General features: G+C 30.5%; 18 protein-coding genes. 7 read left to right on the top strand and 11 right to left on the bottom strand.

Annotated elements, in window-relative coordinates; all coding sequences use genetic code 11:
• Position 1: 1 nt before the first annotated feature.
• Complete coding sequence (locus BUC03_RS00330; protein WP_073147080.1) at positions 2-892, bottom strand: MerR family transcriptional regulator; 891 nt, start codon at positions 890-892, stop codon at positions 2-4.
• Between the two features lie 155 nt (positions 893-1,047).
• On the bottom strand, positions 1,048-2,025 hold the full coding sequence (locus BUC03_RS00325) for a phosphotransferase (protein ID WP_073147078.1): 978 nt from the start codon (positions 2,023-2,025) through the stop codon (positions 1,048-1,050).
• Between the two features lie 434 nt (positions 2,026-2,459).
• Here BUC03_RS00325 and BUC03_RS00320 point away from each other — a divergent pair, with 434 nt between their 5' ends.
• Positions 2,460-5,258, top strand: coding sequence for a bifunctional aconitate hydratase 2/2-methylisocitrate dehydratase (locus BUC03_RS00320; RefSeq protein ID WP_073147076.1), 2,799 nt, complete (start codon positions 2,460-2,462; stop codon positions 5,256-5,258).
• A gap of 309 nt (positions 5,259-5,567) precedes the next feature.
• Here BUC03_RS00320 and BUC03_RS00315 read toward each other — a convergent pair whose 3' ends face one another.
• Both BUC03_RS00315 and BUC03_RS00310 read right to left on the bottom strand, forming a co-directional pair.
• Positions 5,568-6,347, bottom strand: a complete 780-nt coding sequence (locus BUC03_RS00315) for a thioredoxin family protein (RefSeq protein WP_073147074.1) — start codon at positions 6,345-6,347, stop codon at positions 5,568-5,570.
• Between the two features lie 10 nt (positions 6,348-6,357).
• Positions 6,358-6,897, bottom strand: a complete 540-nt coding sequence (locus tag BUC03_RS00310; protein WP_073147073.1) for a TlpA family protein disulfide reductase — start codon at positions 6,895-6,897, stop codon at positions 6,358-6,360.
• A 306-nt stretch (positions 6,898-7,203) separates the two neighbouring features.
• Here BUC03_RS00310 and BUC03_RS00305 point away from each other — a divergent pair, with 306 nt between their 5' ends.
• Complete coding sequence (locus tag BUC03_RS00305) at positions 7,204-7,800, top strand: lactoylglutathione lyase family protein (RefSeq protein WP_234971583.1); 597 nt, start codon at positions 7,204-7,206, stop codon at positions 7,798-7,800.
• A gap of 45 nt (positions 7,801-7,845) precedes the next feature.
• Here the strand turns inward: BUC03_RS00305 and BUC03_RS00300 are convergent, their stop codons facing one another.
• A complete protein-coding gene (locus tag BUC03_RS00300) occupies positions 7,846-8,652 on the bottom strand; it encodes a hypothetical protein (protein ID WP_073147072.1) in 807 nt (268 codons plus the stop codon).
• A 136-nt stretch (positions 8,653-8,788) separates the two neighbouring features.
• On the opposite strand from BUC03_RS00300, the gene BUC03_RS00295 reads away from it, so the two are divergent.
• The 5 genes from BUC03_RS00295 (at position 8,789) to BUC03_RS00275 (ending at position 14,376) form a co-directional block, all read left to right on the top strand.
• The gene (locus BUC03_RS00295; protein ID WP_143159108.1) at positions 8,789-9,160 is read left to right on the top strand and encodes a hypothetical protein; all 372 of its coding nucleotides are present in this window, start codon (positions 8,789-8,791) and stop codon (positions 9,158-9,160) included.
• Between the two features lie 322 nt (positions 9,161-9,482).
• The gene (locus tag BUC03_RS00290) at positions 9,483-10,403 is read left to right on the top strand and encodes a hypothetical protein (protein ID WP_073147071.1); all 921 of its coding nucleotides are present in this window, start codon (positions 9,483-9,485) and stop codon (positions 10,401-10,403) included.
• A 4-nt stretch (positions 10,404-10,407) separates the two neighbouring features.
• The gene (locus BUC03_RS00285; protein ID WP_073147069.1) at positions 10,408-12,384 is read left to right on the top strand and encodes a TonB-dependent receptor plug domain-containing protein; all 1,977 of its coding nucleotides are present in this window, start codon (positions 10,408-10,410) and stop codon (positions 12,382-12,384) included.
• A gap of 40 nt (positions 12,385-12,424) precedes the next feature.
• Positions 12,425-13,273 carry an MbnP family protein gene (locus BUC03_RS00280; protein ID WP_073147067.1) on the top strand — a complete coding sequence of 283 codons (849 nt, stop codon included), beginning with the start codon at positions 12,425-12,427 and terminating at the stop codon, positions 13,271-13,273.
• Positions 13,274-13,341: 68 nt separating this feature from the next.
• Positions 13,342-14,376 carry a cytochrome-c peroxidase gene (locus BUC03_RS00275; protein WP_073147065.1) on the top strand — a complete coding sequence of 345 codons (1,035 nt, stop codon included), beginning with the start codon at positions 13,342-13,344 and terminating at the stop codon, positions 14,374-14,376.
• A gap of 134 nt (positions 14,377-14,510) precedes the next feature.
• On the opposite strand, the gene BUC03_RS00270 is transcribed toward BUC03_RS00275, so the two are convergent.
• From BUC03_RS00270 to BUC03_RS00245, 6 genes are all read right to left on the bottom strand, one after another.
• The gene (locus BUC03_RS00270) at positions 14,511-14,897 is read right to left on the bottom strand and encodes an acyl-CoA thioesterase (protein WP_073147063.1); all 387 of its coding nucleotides are present in this window, start codon (positions 14,895-14,897) and stop codon (positions 14,511-14,513) included.
• A complete protein-coding gene (locus BUC03_RS00265; protein ID WP_073147061.1) occupies positions 14,894-15,460 on the bottom strand; it encodes a PAS domain-containing protein in 567 nt (188 codons plus the stop codon). Before BUC03_RS00265 ends, BUC03_RS00270 begins: the two co-directional genes overlap by 4 nt.
• 163 nt (positions 15,461-15,623) lie before the next feature.
• Positions 15,624-16,991, bottom strand: a complete 1,368-nt coding sequence (locus tag BUC03_RS00260) for a spondin domain-containing protein (protein ID WP_073147059.1) — start codon at positions 16,989-16,991, stop codon at positions 15,624-15,626.
• Between the two features lie 104 nt (positions 16,992-17,095).
• Positions 17,096-18,568, bottom strand: a complete 1,473-nt coding sequence (locus BUC03_RS00255; RefSeq protein ID WP_073147057.1) for a HAMP domain-containing sensor histidine kinase — start codon at positions 18,566-18,568, stop codon at positions 17,096-17,098.
• A gap of 4 nt (positions 18,569-18,572) precedes the next feature.
• Entirely contained in the window at positions 18,573-19,274 is a 702-nt protein-coding gene (locus BUC03_RS00250; protein ID WP_073147055.1) for a response regulator transcription factor, read from the bottom strand.
• 295 nt (positions 19,275-19,569) lie between these two features.
• Positions 19,570-20,253 carry a type 1 glutamine amidotransferase domain-containing protein gene (locus tag BUC03_RS00245; RefSeq protein ID WP_394333492.1) on the bottom strand — a complete coding sequence of 228 codons (684 nt, stop codon included), beginning with the start codon at positions 20,251-20,253 and terminating at the stop codon, positions 19,570-19,572.
• Between the last annotated feature and the right edge of the window lie 39 nt (positions 20,254-20,292).

Here is a 20,292-nt window from a genome sequence, read left to right as displayed (position 1 = left end):
ATTATAATTTTCTTGTTAACTCTTCAATAGAATTGAAAAAGGTGATTTTATCTGATGGTTTATGAGTAGCAGTAGTTAATTTTTTACCTAAAACCCAGTAATTACAGTCAATTTCGTCTAATATATGTGATTGAAATTTGCTTAAATAATCGTCTACATCATCTGGTTTAACCGTAAAATAACTTACAAAATGGATGTTGTTATAAATGTTTTTTACAAAATTTAAATTTTCTAATGGTAAACTATGGCCTAAGTAAATTGCTTGATAACCGTGTAGTAAAATTTCAAAGTGTATGTATAATATCCCTAGATCGTGTATTTCATCTTCAGGTAGAAATAACACAAAGTTTTTAGAGGTGTTACTAGGGTTTTGCTGCTGAAGTTGTTCTATATTAAGAAGTAATTTTTGCTTAATTAAGTTAGAGATAAAATGCTCATGAATAGGATCTATAGAATTTGTTTGCCATAGTAAACCTATTTTGTTTAAAAATGGAATAAATACCTCTTGAAAAATTTCTCTAAAAGTTTTTGTCTTTAATAAACTATTATAAGTTTCAAAAAATAACCTTTGATCAAAGTTATACATAGATAGAGTAAGAGACTTTATAGCTCTATCTTCATTTTTATTGGTAGAAGAAATATTTTTTACAAGCTCATTAATTTCTAAAGTATCTAATTTTGAAATTCTAGAAATTTTGTAACCATTTTCATTTAAAAAAGAAATGTTTAATAATCTCTGTAAGTCATCTAGCTCATAAGTTCTGATGTTAGTTTCTGTTCTGTTGGGTTTTAAAACATCATAACGTTTTTCCCACATTCTTAGCGTATGAGCTTTAATACCGCTAAGCATTTCTAAATCTTTAATGCTGAATTGTTTTTTTATGTAGGCCATTTTATTTTATTAGATAGCCAAACTTAATCTATAAAAATCAATTTTGTTTAAAAAATAAGTTAAAAAGTTAAACAGTTTTGTTTTTTTAGCTGAAAATGATCTAATTCAGTATAAAAATTAAATTAGAAAGAATAGGTTATTTATTTAATTGTTAATCAGTTAGGTTCTTGTGTTTGGTGATATTTAAGCCAAGACTGTATTCTGCCAATGTACATAGTTAGGTAATTTTTGGTAAGAAAAATATTAGACCAATCAAACCTTTGTGCTTGAATGCCTAAATAAAAGATAAAAATAGCAGCGCCTGCTTTTGGTATTAATTTAATTTCTTCTGAAGATAAAATTCTGTTTTTTTGATAACCTTCTAAAAAACTTTGGTATTTTAACTCATATTGCGCTTTATCTGCTTCAATAAAAAACAACTGTTTACAAAAATATGCCACATCTAAAACTAAAGAACCGTTACCACAAAAATCGAAATCAAAAATAGTAATCTCTTTTTCTTCTGTAATAGCCATATTATCGTACCAAATATCTAAATGAACTATTCCTTTTGGTGTTTCTTTAAACTCTGAATCTTGAAACGTTTTTTGAAAATTAGATATAAATTTCATTTCAGGTAATTCTTCAGAAAAGTAATTTTTTACTCTATCTAAAGGTAATTTAATAAGAGTTTGTTGGTTGTAAGTTATTCTGTTAATAGATTTGTTTAAAGTAGTGTTATGTATTTTAGACATTAAAGAACCAATAGCAAAACAAGTATCTTCTTTTAAAAATCTTATTTTTTCTCCTTTAGCAAACGAAAAAAGTACTGCATATCTAACACCTTCTGGTGCCTTAATTTCTTGTATTACTTGGTTGTCTTTATCTGGAAGAGGATAAGATATACTCAAGTTATTTTTCTGTAATAGAGTTAAAAGTTCTAGCTCTTCCGTAATTTCTTGCTTGCTTCTCCAATTAAAACAATACACTCTTAAAACGTATGTAGTATCTTGATAGGTAATAAGGTAAGTGTGATTCATGCCGGTTCTAAACAAAGAACAAGTAAAATTTTTATCAAGCTGGTATTGTTCAATCACAAAATCACCTAATTCTTTTTCAGAAAGAGTAGAAGTAATAGCAGAAAAGGTCTTCATATGTTATTTATAAATTATGAGATTATTGTGTAGAATTCTTTTTTCTTAATATCAGAAAATTAACAGGCTGCAAAAGAAAGTAAAATATAGACAATTACAACATTTTAATAGGTAATAGAAGTATGTAACATGAATAATAGAAATATAAAAATACTAAATATAAGTACTTAGCCATATTACTTTAGATTTCCTCTCGATATAAGGTAATGGTAGATATTTTAAACTATAGTTTTAATTATTTAAGCAATAAATGGATGTAAATTTTTTTTGATGAAATAGAATAAAAAGAAGAATTTATAAATTTAAATTATTGATATGTATGTAATTAAGTGTTGTGGCTTAGCTTTTAAAATACTTTTTGATTATGATAAATAATTGCTTAAATTCGCAACATTTGAAAAAATTTAATTATTTTCTTTCACCTAAGATATCCTATGACAGAATATAACGCATATTTAAAGCAAATTGAAGAACGCAAAGCAGAAGATTTAAAACCATTACCAATTGATGGAGCTAATTTAACTGCAGAAATTATTGCGCAGATCAAAGACGTAAATCATCCACATCGTGAAGATTCACTCAATTTTTTTATTTATAACATTTTACCAGGTACCACAAGTGCCGCTCAGGTAAAAGCTGAATTTTTAAAAGAGATTATCTTAGAAGAAGCCAAAGTGGAAGAAATTACACCGGCTTTTGCTTTTGAGCAGCTTTCTCACATGAAAGGGGGACCATCTACAAAGGTGCTACTTGATTTGGCTCTAGAAGCAGACGAAGCTATAGCAAAAGAAGCTGCTATTGTACTTAAAACGCAAGTTTTTCTTTACGAAGCAGATATGGAGCGTTTAGGTACTGCCTATAAAAATGGTAACACTATAGCTAAAGAAATTTTAGAAAGTTATGCTCAGGCAGAGTTTTTTACAAAACTACCTGAGGTAGAAGAAGAAATAAAAGTAGTTACTTATGTTGCTGGAGTTGGTGATATTTCTACAGATTTATTATCTCCAGGAAAAGAGGCTCACTCAAGATCTGACCGTGAATTACACGGTAAGTGTATGTTTGAGTTTAATGAAGAAAAACAAAAAGAACTTCTTGCAATAAAAGAGGCGCATCCAGATAAACGTGTAATGTTACTTGCAGAAAAAGGAACAATGGGTGTAGGATCATCTCGTATGTCTGGAGTAAACAACGTAGCACTTTGGATAGGGAAACAAGCAAGCCCTTATGTGCCATTTATCAATATGGCGCCTATAGTAGCAGGAACTAACGGTATTTCTCCTATTTTCTTAACCACAGTAGGGGTAACAGGAGGTATTGGTATAGATCTTAAAAACTGGGTAAAGCAAACAGATGATAATGGCAATCTAATTTTGAATGAAGAAGGAGAGCCTATTTTAAAACAAGAATACTCTGTAGATACAGGTTCTGTATTTACCATCAATACAAAAACAAAAAAATTATACGACAGCGAAGGGAAAGAGGTAAAAGATATCTCTTCTGCACTTACTCCACAAAAAATGGAGTTTATGAGAGCAGGTGGTTCTTATGCAGTTGTATTTGGTAAAAAGTTACAAACTTTTGCAGCAAACACTTTAGGTATAGATATACCATTAGTATACGCACCATCTAAAGAGGTTTCTCATAAAGGGCAAGGTTTAACAGCTGTAGAAAAAATATTTAATAAAAATGCAGTAGGTACCTCTGGAGCTACTTTACACGCAGGTTCATACGTACGTGTAAATGTAAATATTGTAGGTTCTCAAGATACTACTGGATTAATGACTTCTCAAGAGTTAGAAATGATGGCTGCAACGGTTATCTCTCCAATTGTAGATGCAGGTTACCAATCTGGTTGTCATACAGCTTCTGTTTGGGATTTAAAAGCACAACGTAATACGCCAAGGTTAATGAAGTTTATGAATGACTTTGGATTAATTACTGGGCGTGATCCTAAAAATGCATATCCTCCATTAACAGATGTAATTCATAAAGTACTTAATGATATTACAATAGATGATTGGGCAATCATTATAGGTGGAGATTCTCACACTAGAATGTCTAAAGGGGTTGCTTTTGGTGCAGATTCTGGTACAGTAGCTTTAGCACTTGCAACAGGAGAAGCTTCTATGCCTATCCCAGAGTCAGTAAAAGTGACTTTTAAAGGGAAGATGAAAGAATATATGGATTTCCGTGATGTGGTTCACGCTACACAAGCACAAATGCTGAAGAAATTCAATGGAGAAAATGTTTTCCAAGGAAGAATTATTGAAGTACACATAGGTACATTACTAGCAGATCAAGCTTTTACTTTTACAGACTGGACTGCAGAGATGAAAGCAAAAGCATCTATCTGTATTTCTCAAGATGAAACTCTAATTGAGTCTCTAGAAATTGCAAAAAGCCGTATCCAAATCATGATAGATAAAGGTATGGATAATGAAAAGCAAGTACTACAAGGACTTATAGATAAAGCTAACCAAAGAATTAACGAAATTAAATCAGGAGAGAAGCCAGCACTTGCTCCAGATGAAAATGCAAAATACGCTGCAGAATTTGAGGTAGATCTAGATATTATTGATGAACCAATGATTGCAGATCCAGATGTGCACAATGATGATGTTTCTAAGCGTTACACACACGATACAATTAGAGAATTATCTTTTTATGGAGGAAACAAACAAATAGATTTAGGTTTTGTTGGATCTTGTATGGTACATAAAGGAGATATTAAGATTGTAGCAAAAATGCTTAAAAATTTAGAAGAATTACACGGTAAGGTAGAGTTTAAGGCTCCACTTGTTGTAACGTCTCCAACATATAATATTATTGAAGAATTAAAAGCTGAAGGTGATTGGGAAATATTACAAAAATACTCAGGCTTTGAGTTTGATGATAATGCACCTAAAACTTCAGCACGTACCGAATACGAAAATATCTTGTATTTAGAGCGTCCAGGTTGTAACCTTTGTATGGGTAACCAAGAAAAAGCAGAAAAGGGAGATACGGTAATGGCAACTTCAACTCGTTTATTTCAAGGACGTGTGGTAGCAGATGCAGACCGTAAAAAGGGAGAATCTTTGTTAGCTTCAACTCCAGTAGTTGTACTTTCTGCAATTTTAGGAAGAACACCTAATAAAGAAGAATATGCAGCAGCTGTTAAAGGTATTGAGCTTACACAATTTGCTCCACCTGCAGGTAAAATGTCTACCCCAGCTCACTTACAGACTTACTAATTTTAGTAAAATATAAAAACAAAAAACCGCCAGACTTGGCGGTTTTTTGTTTTTATACCTATCCATTATTATTAATAAAAATCTTTTTTATAGATACTATCTGTTAGTTAACTTATAGATTTTATCAAGATGGTAATTGTAAAACAATTTATAATTAATAAAGTTATTGTTTTAAAAATAACTTCTATATTTAGATTATCAAATATTATAGGTTTACAGCAAATAGCAACCAAAATAAAAGCGACTTAAACATAATGTTTAAATCGCTTTTTTGTAAGTGGTTAAGTAAATATTTAGGTATAGTTGAAATTAAATTGCTTTTACTGGGCAACCAATAGCTTTTGTGAAATTAGGCTCAATTTTCTCTCCTTTTTCTAATGCTTCAATAGCATTTTCTACATATTTAACTTTCACATCTTCTGCAGATTTAGCATTATCATCTATAGTACCAATGTATTGTACTTTTCTTTCTGCATCTAGTAAAAATACGTGAGGAGTTCTTACTGCTCCATATTGAGGAAATATTTTATGTTCTGTATCTGCTAAATAAACGTAAGGAAATTGCTTTTCTTCAGCTCTTTTTTGCATTGCAGTAAAGTTTTCTTTCTCATTATCTTCACTTACATTAGGGTTAATAGCAACTACAGAATATCCTTTAGAAGCATATTTATTATGTAAAGCAATTAAACGGTCTTCGTACATTTTTGCAAATGGACACTCGTTACAAGTAAATACTACGATATAACCTTTAGCGTTTTCAATATCTGCTAAAGAAAACATATTACCATCTACATTTTTAAGATCAAAATCTGTAGCTACTTCACCTATTTTGTAACCACCAATTTCTTCTAAAGTTTTGGTTTGTTCTGGGCTATGGTTACCGCCACCTGGAGGAGGTCCTTTTCTGTCGCCTTTACCTTTAGGTGGGTGTCCTGGTTTCCCTTTATGGTCTTTAGAAGCCATTTTTTCGTGGCCTTCTGTATGTTCTTGTTTGTCAGAATTTTCTGATTTTTCTGCGTTGTCTTTGCAAGAAACTAAGGTACCAGCAATTAAAGAAAGACCTAGTAATAGTGTACTAATTTTTTTCATTTTTAAAATTTTAGTTAAAGGTGTTAAGAACTTCTGTTTCTAAATCTTGAAGATTATCAAAAGCACGTTCGTGGTAAGAACGATTTTCATTATTAAATATTATAGTATATGGTATAGCTCCAGACCAATTTGGGTTAATTTTATTAATCCAACTGTTAGCATCTGGGTCATCTAACAATACAACGTTAGAAGTAATTTCTTTTTTTTCTAAAAACGGTTTAAGCTTTGTTTCAATATCTTTAGGGAAATCAAGACTGATTAATAGAACTTCTACATTAGGATTGTTCTTTTCATATTCTTGAATTATAGGAAGTTCTTTTACACAAGGAGCACACCACATTGCCCAAAAATTTACAATATAAGTTTTATCAGAATTTGTGTATAATAGAGGCTCTATAGATTCAAAATCATAAACCTTAATTTCATCTGTGTCTTCAACACTTTCTACTACCGGCTTAGTTTCTTCTGTTTTTTTCTTATTATCTACACATCCATAAAACATAGAGATTAGTAGAATTGTTAGTATTAAAATACTCTTGCTATTTTTCATTAAATAAATTTACTTAATTCTTTATATTTTATTTAGACTGTTTGTTTTATTAAAGGTTTAATACAAAGTTTGTTTTTTTATTTTTTATTAGAAATAATTTGAGTGATTTAACTATTATTCTACTAATTATACAATTAAAAGGTGTGTTGCTCTTATTGTTAGATTATAAATAATTTACTTTTTTTTCATTTTTAAACTGTTGTAAATCATAAAAATACACGTTTTGGTAACTAAGGGTTAAATGTGTAACTTCTTGTTTAGTAGTATTGTATAGTATAGTTTTGCTTCAAATTAAAAAAAAATAATATGAAGAAATTATTAGTATTAGTTGTTTTCAGTTTAATGTTTTCAACTATTGGTTACTCACAAGATAAAATTGATACTACTTATTCAAATGAAGCAGAAAAACCTTTTCCTAGAACATTTTCTCACATAGGTATTACAGTACCAGACATAGATGAAGCAGTAAAGTTTTATACAGAAGTATTGGGGTTTTATGTAATTATGGAGCCTACCGTTATTAAAGAGGAGAACAAAACCGCAATTGGGCAAATGTGTATAGATGTATTTGGTACAGGTTGGGAAACTTTTAATATTGCCCATCTTTCTACGGGAGATAAAATAGGGGTTGAGTTGTTTGAGTTTCCTGTAAGTAAAGACCTAAAACCAACTTTTGAGCCTTTTAAAACAGGATTATTTCATTTTGCAGTACAAGATCCAGATATTGAAGGGTTAGTAGCAAAAATTGTAGCTGCAGGAGGTAAGCAAAGAATGCCAATTAGAGAATATTATCCTGGAGAAAAACCTTACCGTATGTGTTATGTGGAAGATCCATTTGGTAATGTTTTTGAAGTTTATTCTCATTCTTATGAGTTAAATTATTCCGCAGGAGCATATAAATAATTTTCTATAACTCATCTCTATTAAATTTTAATAGGGATGAGTTTTTTATTTAATATTCTCTAAATAATGAGTGACTTGAGGTTTTTGTAATCTTGGCTCAATGTCTTTTTTAAAATCTTTTAAATTGAAGTTTAATTCATTTATAGAAGAATACATTTTTGTAATTCTTAATAGTGAAGGAGGTAAACTTAAATTTTTGTAAGCAGCCAATTTGTGGTGTCCGTCTAAAATAAAATTTCCAGAGTTGTAATTAGATTGCCAAGAAGTACCGTCTTTGTAACTACCTTTTGATTTAGCCTGCCCACTATAAACAATAGCAGTAGGTCTAATGCCTGTATTTAAAAGCTCTTCGTAATGTTTAACTCTTTCTTGGTTTAAGCTTTGTGTAGGTTGGGTGTAAATAAAATATTCACTAAACCCATCGTAATAAGATTCAGATAGAAAATCTAAATTTTCTTTATCTTCACAAAACTCTATTTTGCCTTTTTCTCTCATAATTTGATTAGAGGTATAGAGGTGGTGGTTTTTAGCAATATCCCAAAAATCAGAAATATCATATTCAGGTTCAAAACTTAACTCATAAGTTGCATTCTCAAAAAGACTAAGTAGTTTATTAAGATGGTTAATGTTATTTTTCAATTTAAACTTTCCAGAGTTGAGTTTTTCTTTTAGGTCTACATCAATTTTTTCTTTATGTTCTTTTGTGTAAGAAAAAATAGCATAAAATTGAGCAATAGAACCTTGACAATCACTCCAATTTATCGCTAATGGCTTAATAAATTTTAAATAGCTACCAAGCTCATTCATTTTTAATTGAATAAGAGATTTACCATTTTCTACTTTAATAATCATATAGAAAAAACCTTTAAAGTGAATGTGTGTTTAACGGGGGAAAATGTATATAATAATTGTCAAAAATAATAATGCTTCAGTGTAAAAAAATAAATAAAATTTAGCCTTTTATAAATAAAAGTAAGATATTTGTAGAGTGAAAAAGGCAACCTTCATATTATCTTTTCTAATACTTTTTAAGCCTGTTATTCCTGTGTTAGAATATATGGCTTTTTACGATTACATTAAAACGGAGCTTTGTGTAAATAGAGACAAACCTAAACTTCAATGTAATGGTAAGTGTTATTTAATGAAAAAATTAGCCGAATCTTCCGAGTCAGAGTCTGATAATGATAAAAACAACTCTTCAACCTCTTCAGGAGAACTTCAAATTGTTTTCTTTCAAGAGTTTTCTATAAATAATTTATTTATTCTTCCAAAAGAAGAGAAATCAAAAGTACTTTCTTCTTATAGCAATATCTATAAATTTAGTTTTATAGATTGTATTTTTCACCCTCCACTAGTTTAATTACATTTTATAAATAAATTACTCTGTACTATATATTCTAAAATTTTCAATAAGAATTATATACGGATACGTTATGCTGTTATTTTAACGAAATAGAATTTTGTATTTCTGTTTAATTGGTAATAAACCAACTTAAATGGTAGTGCAGCAATTTTATAAAAGAGTACTTTATTTATCTTTTATAGGAGCTATAAAAAGCAAGGTTTTGTATGTATAAATATGCAATTGAAATTAAGCATTGCTTTTTTTACTCCTACCCAAACACTAGCGTTAACATAAACGATTAGCTAAATTTTTATTGGCTTTTCTAAAATTAATTAAAATGAAAAAATATATTTTTTTTATCGCGACCCTGTGTCTTATAATTACCTCTTGTACGTTAGACAAAACAGATTATGAAGCAGAAATAAACACAGAGGTAACAGAGTATTTTGAGTTTGAAGAAGCGCTTACTATAAGTAGTGCTACTTATAAAGTGAGTATAGAAACTTTAAATGCTAGCTTTTTTAAAGGTTATAATGAAATTCATTTAAAAATTATAGATACGCAAACCAACGAAAGCGTAAAAGGTTTGCCAATTACTTTTTTACCAATATTAACAGATGCTAACGGTAATAAATCTTCTTGTCCGCATTTATATAATTTAGAATACAATGAAGAAGAAGCTTATTACAAAGGCTATGTAGTTTTTACTAGCGAGAGTGACACCACCAATAATTGGCAGCTCTATATTGATTTACAAGATGAAGAGGTAAATACTTTAAATGAAGTAATTACGGTAGAGTCACAAACCAATATGAATTTGAATATGACTGCTTTTACGGGTAATGATGATGAGCAATATTTTATAGCATTAATAGCCCCACAAAGTCCAGGAGTATCAGAAAATGATTTGGTAGCGGGAATTTACAAATACAACCAGCCTACCACTTCTGAAGGTGAATTTCCAGATTTATCTCAATATTCATATAGTAAAGTAGAAGGCTATACTTTGTATTTAGACCCCAGAATGCCAGAGCCTTCTATGGGGAACCACTCTTCACCAAATAACCAAGACTTAACTCAAGGCGAAGATGGTTTGTACTACGGTGTGGTTAATTATACTATGACAGGAAACTGGACCTTAAATTTCATTTTTAAAAATGAAAATGGAGAGCTTATAAAAGGGACAGAGGTTTCTACAGATTTTACTCCAGGAATAGAGGGAGAAAAAAGTGAACTATATATTGACATCTTATTTTAATTTCATGAATAAAATTATAGTTGTTATTTCTCTTTTGTTAGTCTCTTGGCTTCAAGCGCAAGAAAATACCTCTACGCCAGATAGTTTAGAGGTAGTAGTTATTGTAGCAGCAAAGAAAAGCAAGATAGAAACAGACTTAAAAATGGCAGTTTCTGTAGATGAGTACTTAGCTTCTTCCGACAATATAAGTTTTATAAAAAGAGGATCTTATGCTTGGGAGCCATTACTAAATAATATGAGTACAGAACGATCTGTAGTAACTATAGATGGCATGCATTTATTTGGTGCTTGTACAGATAAAATGGACCCAGTTACTTCTTATGTAGAAAGTAATAACCTTTCTGAGGTTGAGGTGAAATCTGGGCAAGAAGGAAGTATGCACGGCTCTACAGTAGCAGGAAGTATAGATTTAAAAAGAAGAAGTACACCGTTTGGCTTAGTTAAAAAATGGAAAGGAGACTACCAAACTGGTTTCGAGTTTAATAACAATCAGTTTTTTAATTTTGGTAACGTAGCCTATTCTTCAGATAAACTTGTGATAGATGGAAGTATTTCTAGTAGAAAAGCAGAAAATTATAATGATGGTAATAACAAAGAGATTAAACACTCGCAGTATAATAAATTTAACACCTCTCTTGGGCTAGCATACAAAACAGGAGATTTATCTTCTGTACGTGTAGATGCTATTTTTGATAAAGCTAAAGATGTGGGGTACCCAGCACTACCTATGGATTTATCATTATCTAGAGCTTTAATAACCTCACTTGCTTATAAACAGTTTTTTGAAAAAGGACTAATTAAAGTCTGGGATACAAAATTATACTTCAATACCATAGAGCATTATATGGATGATACTACAAGACCAGAAAACCTTGTACATATGGATATGCCTGGTTGGAGTACAACTTATGGATTTCTTTCAAAAATTAATTTGAAAAAAGATAACTACTCTTCAGAAATACAATTGAATGCGTACGACAATTTATCTATTGCAGAAATGAGAATGTATCCGCAAGATAGAAGTGAGAGAACTATGTTTGCTTACAGTTGGCCTTGGGTAACTACTCGTTATGCAGGTTTATCTATAAATAACTCTTGGGATATTACTAATAAAAGCCAATTGAATTTTGGAGGTAGTTTGGGGGTAAATTACAATTACTCTAAATATGTAGAGTTTAATTGGATTTTTCATCCGGGAGCGCCGCAAGAAAAAACTAGATATTTACCTAATCTCTACGCCAACTACCAATTTCATTTAAATAATTTTAATGCATCTGTTGGTGGTGGTTTCGGGCATAGAGCGCCTTCTGTTTCAGAAGGTTATGGGTATTATATTTATAATAGTTTTGATAGGTATGATTATATAGGTGATCCTAATTTAGAAAATGAAATTTCTTATGAAGCTAACGTAAGTGTTGGGTTTACTTATAAAAACGGAAGCATACAGGCAAAAGCTAATTATTTCTATATTCAAAATTATATTATAGGTAGAATTTTAAGCGCGGGTAGCCCCATGAATTACCAGTCTGTGGGTGTAAAAGGCTACACTTCGTTAGATTATTCTACATTATTCAACTTTTCTCTACAAGCTAAGTATGCCATTTTAGAAAATTTACATTGGAATGGAACATTAACTTATGCTAGAGGTTTAGATGATAATAAAAATAACCTACCATTTATACGTCCGTTAAGTTACCAAACAAGTTTACATTTTAAGCATCACAAATTTGGTTTTTTAACCTCTTTAAATGGAGATGTAGAACAAATTAATTACAGTCCAGAATACGGAGAAGATAGAACACCATCTTACACCAATTGTAATATTTCTGCAGATTATACTTTTCAAATAAAAAATAAAAAAACGGTAGTGCAAATAGGGGCAGAGAATGTCTTTAATAACTATTACAGTACATATGCAGATTGGGGAAACATACCAAGAATGGGACGCAATTTTTTTACGTCTCTTAAAATAAATTTATAAAAATTAAACAAAAACTATTAATAATTAAATCAAATCAAAAATGAAAACCATTAAAAATTATTTCTTATTAGCAATTGCCTCATTAACTATTATTTCTTGTAGTGATGACGATACACCGGTGGCAAACAATGTAACTTTAGAATTTAATAACACTTTTAAAGGCACGCCAATTGTTTTGGGAGAAGAAGCTTCTACCACGGCAACTGTAAATACTTCTGCAATGGGGCAAGATCACTATTTTTCAGAATTGAAATACGTAATAAGTAACATTCGTTTAATTAAAGAAGATGGTACAGAAATACCTTACAATGTAAATAATTTAGATAACGGAGCAACTGTAGTTAATCAATCTAAAGAAGAGACATTGTCTTATGTTTTAAGTGAAATACCTACCGACAATTACAATCAAATAAAATTTGGATTAGGAGTGAAAACAGATTTAAACACCTTAGATGAGGTGAGTTTTCCTGAGTTTTATGCATCTGCTGGGGCAAACGATACAGAAATGCATTGGGAATGGGGTACAGGATACCGTTTTACTAAAATTGAAGGATTTTACGGTGCAGATGATTCAGAATTATCTTTTCACTCTGGGAGTACTATAGAAGGAGAAGAAGGTAATTATACACAAGGTGTAGATGCTTATAGAGATATTATATTAGATCTTCCTGAAAGTGCTAATGTTGGTAATAGTGCGCCAACAATTAAAATTGAAGCAGATTTTGATGCTCTATTAAGTGGGCACACTAATACTATAGAATTAGGAGAAGATAACGCAACGCCTAGTGTACATTCTGCAGCAAATATGGAGTTATTTGTAGATAATTTAGGAGGAAATGGTAGTGATGATGTTACGGGAATGTTTTCTATTATTTCTGTAGAAAACTAATATAATTTTTGAGTCGGTTATTATAATAGATAACCGACTCTTTTTCTTCTTATCTTATAACCTATCTTATGAAAAATAGTTTAAGAAATTTATCTGTTATTTTTTGTTTTTTAACATTAGTCTCTTGTAGTAGCGATGATGATTTTAGTTATGAAGTGGTTTTATATGATAATCCGGAAGTTGATTTAAATATACCAGAAGGTTTTCCAGAAATTAACAGCTATGCATACAATAATATTTCTACAAAATATGGAGTAGAGTTGGGTAAGAAATTATTTAATGATAAACAATTAAGTGCAGATAATACAATTGCTTGTGCTAGTTGCCATATGCAAGAAAATGCATTTGCAGATCATAATGCTATTGGTATAGGTATAGAGGGTAGAGTAGGTTTACGTAATGCACCACCTATACAAAATATGATATTTATGCAGGCCTATAATTGGGATGGAAACAAACTAGAGTTAGAAGAACAACCACTAGTACCCATTATTACTTATGAAGAAATGGATTCTTCTATAGTAGAAGTTATAGAAAAGATAGAAAATGATGAAGAATATGTTGAGTTATTTATTAAAGCTTTTAATGGGGAAGGAGTTACCGCAGAAGGAATATACAATAGTATTGCTCAATATGAATATACCCTTATTTCTGCCAATAGTAAATATGATAAAGTAAAACGAAAAGAAGGAGAAACTTTTACCGAAAGTGAAGCTTTAGGGTACAGCGTATTTCAAGAAAAATGTATGAGCTGCCATAATACAGAGCTCTTTACAGATCAGAGTTATAGAAATATAGGTTTTCCCGTTAACCCAAGTACCGAAGAAGGTGGACGTTCTAGAGTAACAGGTGAGTTAGAAGATTATTTAAAATTTAGAGTACCTTCTTTACGTAATATAGAATATACCGCTCCATACGGTAGTTTTGGTCAATTTGCTAGCTTAAAAGAAGTACTAGATTATTTAAGTAACGGTGTATTAGAGGCAGATAATTTAGACTCAATATTGAAAGAAAATAACAACAAAATACCATTAACAGAAGTAGAGAAAGAAAATTTAATTGCTTTTATGAAAACGCTGAGTGATGAAGAGTTTATTAATTAAAGCAGAGGTAAAAATATAAATAGTAAATTAATTAGTAGTACAAAGATTGCTTTACTAATTAATTTACCATTTAAGCTCTATTAAAAAAGAATAGGAATTCTATTTTAACTAGAAATAGATATAGTAATGATAGATTATAAAATTTTAACCGGAATTTTATTTTCATCTATAGCAACAAAAGTAAACTCTCCAGAAACAGCTTTAAACTTAGAGTCACTATACATTTCTTCTACATAAATATCTACTCGTACTTTTAAACTTGTATTACCAACGTGGGTAACATAACCATCTAATTGAATTATAGTACCTGCAGGAATAGGTTTTTTAAAGTCTATTTTATCACTACTTACCGTTACCATTTGTTGTCTACTAAATCTTGTAGCGGTAATAAATGCAGTCTCATCCATTAATTGCATAGCTGTACCACCAAAAAGAGTATCATAATGGTTGGTAGTGTTTGGGAAAACTGCTTTAAAAATAGTTGTTCTAGATTTTTCAATTTTTAAACTGTGGTCTGTCATATTACTTCTTTTTCAAAAGCTATAAAGTGTGTTACCTCTTTATTGTAGAGAGGAATAATTTTAACTTCACAATTATAACTAGTTTTATCTTTTCTGTAATTAATTATTACTTCTTTAAAAGGTTTATTATTTGTGAGGTTTTCTTTGATTCTATTTTTTGTTTCTGTAGAAGTTTTTTCTCCTTGTAAAAATTTTGGAGTTTTATTAATGGCAAATTTTTTAGAATAACCTGTCATGGTAGAAAAGCCTTCATTTACCCAAATAATTTTTTGTTGCGCATCTGTAATTACCAATGCTTCATAATCATTAACAGAGAATTCTTGCTTCAAGTTATTTTTCCAATTATATTTTTTAGCTAATGATTGAAAGTGCAATAATTCTTTGTTTTTTCTTGACTCAATAATTTTTTTATGATAGTTATCCATGAAAAAATCCCAACTTAATAGTGGCATCATAGAAGAGTTTAGGGTAGAAATTCTATTCTCTATTTTTTTGTACTCTTTCTCACTTAAATTAGAAAGATAAAAATCTAACCCCACCATATCTTCAAGTTTATTTTTCATTTTAATTAGATAAATAAAATAAGAGGTAAAATTAAATAACTATTATTTAATGAAAGGCTAAATAATAAAAAAAGTGACTAAACTTAGTGTTTAGTTACTTTTTAGAAGTAAAAAACTCACCTTTCCTTTTTCATATAGAAAAGATGAGTTACAAAAAAACAATTTATAGATTTGGGGTAATTGTTATTTTTAATACACTATCTACTGCAGGGTAATCAAACCCGTCGTTTACTTGATCTAATAATTGAACAGTACCATTTTCATCTACACCTGTATCTGCAGCTACTTGGTTAGTTACTGTATTAGCACCAATTGCAGGTTGCTCGTTAACTTCTGTACCAGCATCCCAAAGAGAAACCATACTTGTAATATCACCGTTTATTGCATTTCCGTTTGCATCAAATAAAGCAATACCAGTATCATCTGTTGCAAATAATATATCATTTGTTGCAGCTAACATTGTAGCGAAAGATAAGTAATCACCATCTTCTGCAGAGAAAGTAAACTCATAAGAAGCACCAGGTAAAAGTGGACCAGGAGAGCTACTACCAACAGGAGTATTAATTACAGCTCCAGAAATTTGCCCTTCTAAAGAACTTAAATTATCATTTAAAAGAGAAGTATCTCCGTCTTCAGCAATATGTTCAAGACCTAGTCCGTAATCAGCACTATTAGCAGTAAATAATGGCATAGTACCTTCTTGGTGTGTTACCCAAACCCCTGGAGAAGAAGGGTAAGTTACGCCTGTAGTACTGGCTGTGTAAGTACCTAATGGCTCAGTGTTTCCGTCTTCTGCAATTGCTTCAACTCCTTGATCAAAGTCAGGTTCTCCTTCTTCAAATAAAGGGTTGTCTGCACTGTGTACCACATATACTCCAGGAGATAATGGTGCTGCTTTCATACCATCACTTGTATTTAAGCTTGCAGTAGATAAATCTTCAATAGAAACGGTAAATTGTGTACCTTCTACGTGAGTAACTGTTACATTAATTAACTCATCTACATCTGGGTAATTAAACATAACTCCATTAGTAACATCTTCTATTTTTAATACATTTCCGTTTTCTTCTACACCAGTATCTGCAGCAGCTTGATTACCAACAGTATTAGGGCCTACTGCAGGTTCTTCATTTACCTCTGTACCAGCATCCCATAAATAAACTTGGTCTGTTACATCTCCAGAAAAAGGATCACCGTTTTCATCATAAAGAGCAATACCGCTTCCTTCTGGAGCAAAAAACAAATCGTTGGTTGCAGCTAGCATAGTTACAAAAGAAACTTTGTTATTTTTACCAGCATCAAAAGTAAACTCATAACTTTTACCTGGAGTAGCAGGACCTGGATTAGAATCACCAACAGGGGTGTTAAAAACTCCAGAACCTATAAAATCATTTACTGCAGCAATGTTTTCTATAGTAACCGTGAAGCTTGAAACTGTTGGTGATGTTGTAGTAGTTGAATCATCATCATTATCACAACTTGCAAAAAGACTAATGATGGATAGTAAGGTAAATAATTGAAATTTTTTCATCTCTAAATATGTTTATTTGTTATATCTACAAATATCTTCTTAGAGTATCACCAAATTATAACAGAGTTATAACTATACCATCAAATATTTAAAACAATTTATAATTATACAGAGTGTGGATTAATAGGAAGGTTGAAATAAAACTGGGTTCCTTGATTTAAAGTGCTGGTTACATTAATGGTAGCATTGTGTAAATCCATAATTTTTTTAACAATGGCCAAACCTAGTCCGCTTCCTTTTTCTGCATCAGAATAAAATTTACCTTTTCTATATCTTTCAAAAATAAATGGAAGTTCTTGAGAAGAAATACCACTACCTGTATCTGCTACTTTTATAGAGACATAATTATTATCTCTAGTAAGCTCTAGGGTAACCACATCTCCAGCTTTACAATGTTTTATTGCATTATCAATTATGTTTTGTAATGCTCTATCTATTAAAGCTATATCTGCGTATACTAATGGTAAATCTTTAGAATATATGGTGTTAATATTTATCCCTTTATTTTTTGTGATAATTCTATATTTATCTGCTATGTCTTGAATAATTTCTGCCATTTGAATAGCTTCTGGCTGTAATTTTTTTTGATTTGCTTCTAAAATGCTTAGTTCAAACAAATCGTTCACTAGTTTTTTTAATCTTTCAGAATTTTTTAGAACAATTTCCATGTAACGAGTTTTTTCTTCGTTATTAAGCTCATCACCTTTTATTAATATTGTTTCTACAAATCCTTGTATAGAGGCTATAGGTGTTCTTAAATCATGAGAGATATTTGCTATAAGTTCTTTTCGTAATTTATCTACACTCTGCAATTCTTCTATGTTATTTTGAATTGTACTAGCCATATCATTATATGTATTGGCTAATAATCCCATTTCTCCGTGTTCTACACCAGTAACTCTTGCATCATGATTACCTTCTTTAAAAGATTTAAATGCAGATATAATTTTATTAAAATTTCTAGTAATTATATAAATGAAAAGTAGCGCTACCAGAAGAGCCGCAAATAAAGCATATAAAATTGTACGCACACTCAATTTACGTATGTAGCTTGCTTCGTGTTTTTTTATAAGCGTATCATAATCATTACCACCTACAATGGTATAGATATATCCTACTTTTTGATTGTTAAATAGGTATGGTGCTGCAGAAAATATTTTTTTAGTACCTGGTAATTTTGGATCGTCGCCTTTTACAAAAGTATTTCCATCTTTTGCTATAAATTCTTTTATAGGTTCAAGATTAATTTTTTTTGCTTTTACCTCTTTATTCATGGCAACATGTTTAAGAATATTGCCTTCTAAGTCTAGTAGATAAACTTCTGTAGCAGGATTAGTAGCCATTACGTGGTGCATTAATTTGCCCATTTTAGCTTCTACCACAGTATCTCCATTATACAAGCCTTGTATCTCTTCAACAATAAATTTAGAGACATCTTTATTTAAACCTTGAGAGATTTCATTGTGATAATCTTCAGAGAGGCGTGTAGAGGTTTTAGTAATAAGAAAAGCTAGTAACACAAATAAAAGTGTTAAAACTCCTGCTATTTTGTAAAATAAGGTGTTTTTTGTTTTCATAATATTATAATTCAGAAAATCTATATCCTACACCCCAAGTAGTAAGTATATATTCAGGATTGCCAGGGTCTTTTTCTATTTTTGCACGTAATCTATTAATGTGAGAATTTACGGTGTGCTCGTAACCTTCAAACTCATATCCCCAAATTAAATGAAGAAGTTGTGCGCGGCTATAAGTTTTACCAATATTATTAGATAGTAAGCAGAGTAACTCAAACTCTTTTGGGGTAAGATTAAGACGTTCTCCGTTTAGCTCTACTTTTCTCAACTCTTGCGTAATTACTAAGTCTTTATGGGTAAGTACAGGTAGGTCGTTGGTGTTTTTTGTTGGAGTAGTATCTAAAGAACGCCTTCTTAAAATAGCTTTTACTCTAGCTTGCAATTCTCTAATGCTAAAGGGTTTTGTCATGTAATCATCTGCACCTGTTTCTAAACCAAGAATTTTATCTATTTCGTCACTTTTACTGGTAAGCATTAAAATAGGAGTGTTAATATTAGACGCTCTTAACTCTCTACAAATATCTAAGCCTTTTTTACCTGGAAGCATTAAATCTAAAATAATTAGATCATATTCATTTTTAGAAGCTTCAATAAAACCTTCGTTCCCATGGTAACAACATTTTAAAGTTGTTTGGTCATCTTGAAGGTTAATTGTTACTAACTCAGCAATATGCACATCATCTTCAACTACTAAAATTTTAACCATTAAAATTATTTTTTGCGAGCAATCTACTTATAAAGTATCAAGAAAGTATCCCGATTCTATTTCATTTTATAAAAGAAAACTATGTTGTTATTAAATAAAGTTAGACGTTAATAAGTTAGGTTTCTTTCAGATAAAAATAATTTTTTTCTTAATAAATTGAATAATTCATTTTTCTTTTAATTAACTCTAAGAAAAATATTGGCAATAAGGTTGGAATAATATAAAAAATTCTAACAAAAAAGTGACTTAAACCATTGGTTTAAGTCACTTGGTATAGTTGAAAAATTATTTTCTTCTATTTTAATTTATCTAGCAAATACTCTGCTACCAACTCTGAAGAAGCAGGGTTTTGACCAGTAATTAAATTACCATCTACAATAGCATAAGTTGCCCAATCATCTTTTTTAGAATAAATACCTCCATTTTCTTTCAGCATATCTTCCACTAAAAATGGTACTACATTAGTTAACTGTACAGCTTCTTCTTCTCCGTTAGTAAAGCCAGTTACTTTTTTACCACTAACTAAAGATTTACCATCTTTGGTTTTAGTATGTTTAAATACAGCAGGTGCGTGACAAACAGCAGCAACAGGTTTGTTACTATTGTAAAAATCTTCAATTAAAGCAATTGCATTTTTGTCTTCTGCTAAATCCCACAACGGTCCGTGACCTCCAGGAAAAAAGATAGCATCAAAACCTTTCTCTTTTACAGTTTCTAACTTTTCTGTTTTAGAAAGTAGAGCCTGCGTTTCTTTATCTTCATTAAATCTTACTGTAGCAGGAGTTTGAAAATCTTCTTCATTACTTTTTGGGTCTATTGGTGGTTGCCCTCCTTTGGGAGAAGCTAATGTAATGTTTACACCTTTATCTTTTAGTAAATAATATGGTGCTGCAAATTCTTCTACCCAAAATCCAGTTTTGTGGCCAGTATCCCCTAAATCTTCGTGACTTGTTAAAACAAATAATACCTTTTTCATCATCTTTTTTTTAAAATTCTTTTTCTTTCAAAATTATCAAGA

Source organism: Mesonia phycicola (genome assembly GCF_900141885.1).
Classification (GTDB): domain Bacteria; phylum Bacteroidota; class Bacteroidia; order Flavobacteriales; family Flavobacteriaceae; genus Mesonia; species Mesonia phycicola.
Note: the sequence above shows the minus strand (reverse complement) of the source record. Positions and strands in the feature narration are given on the sequence as shown.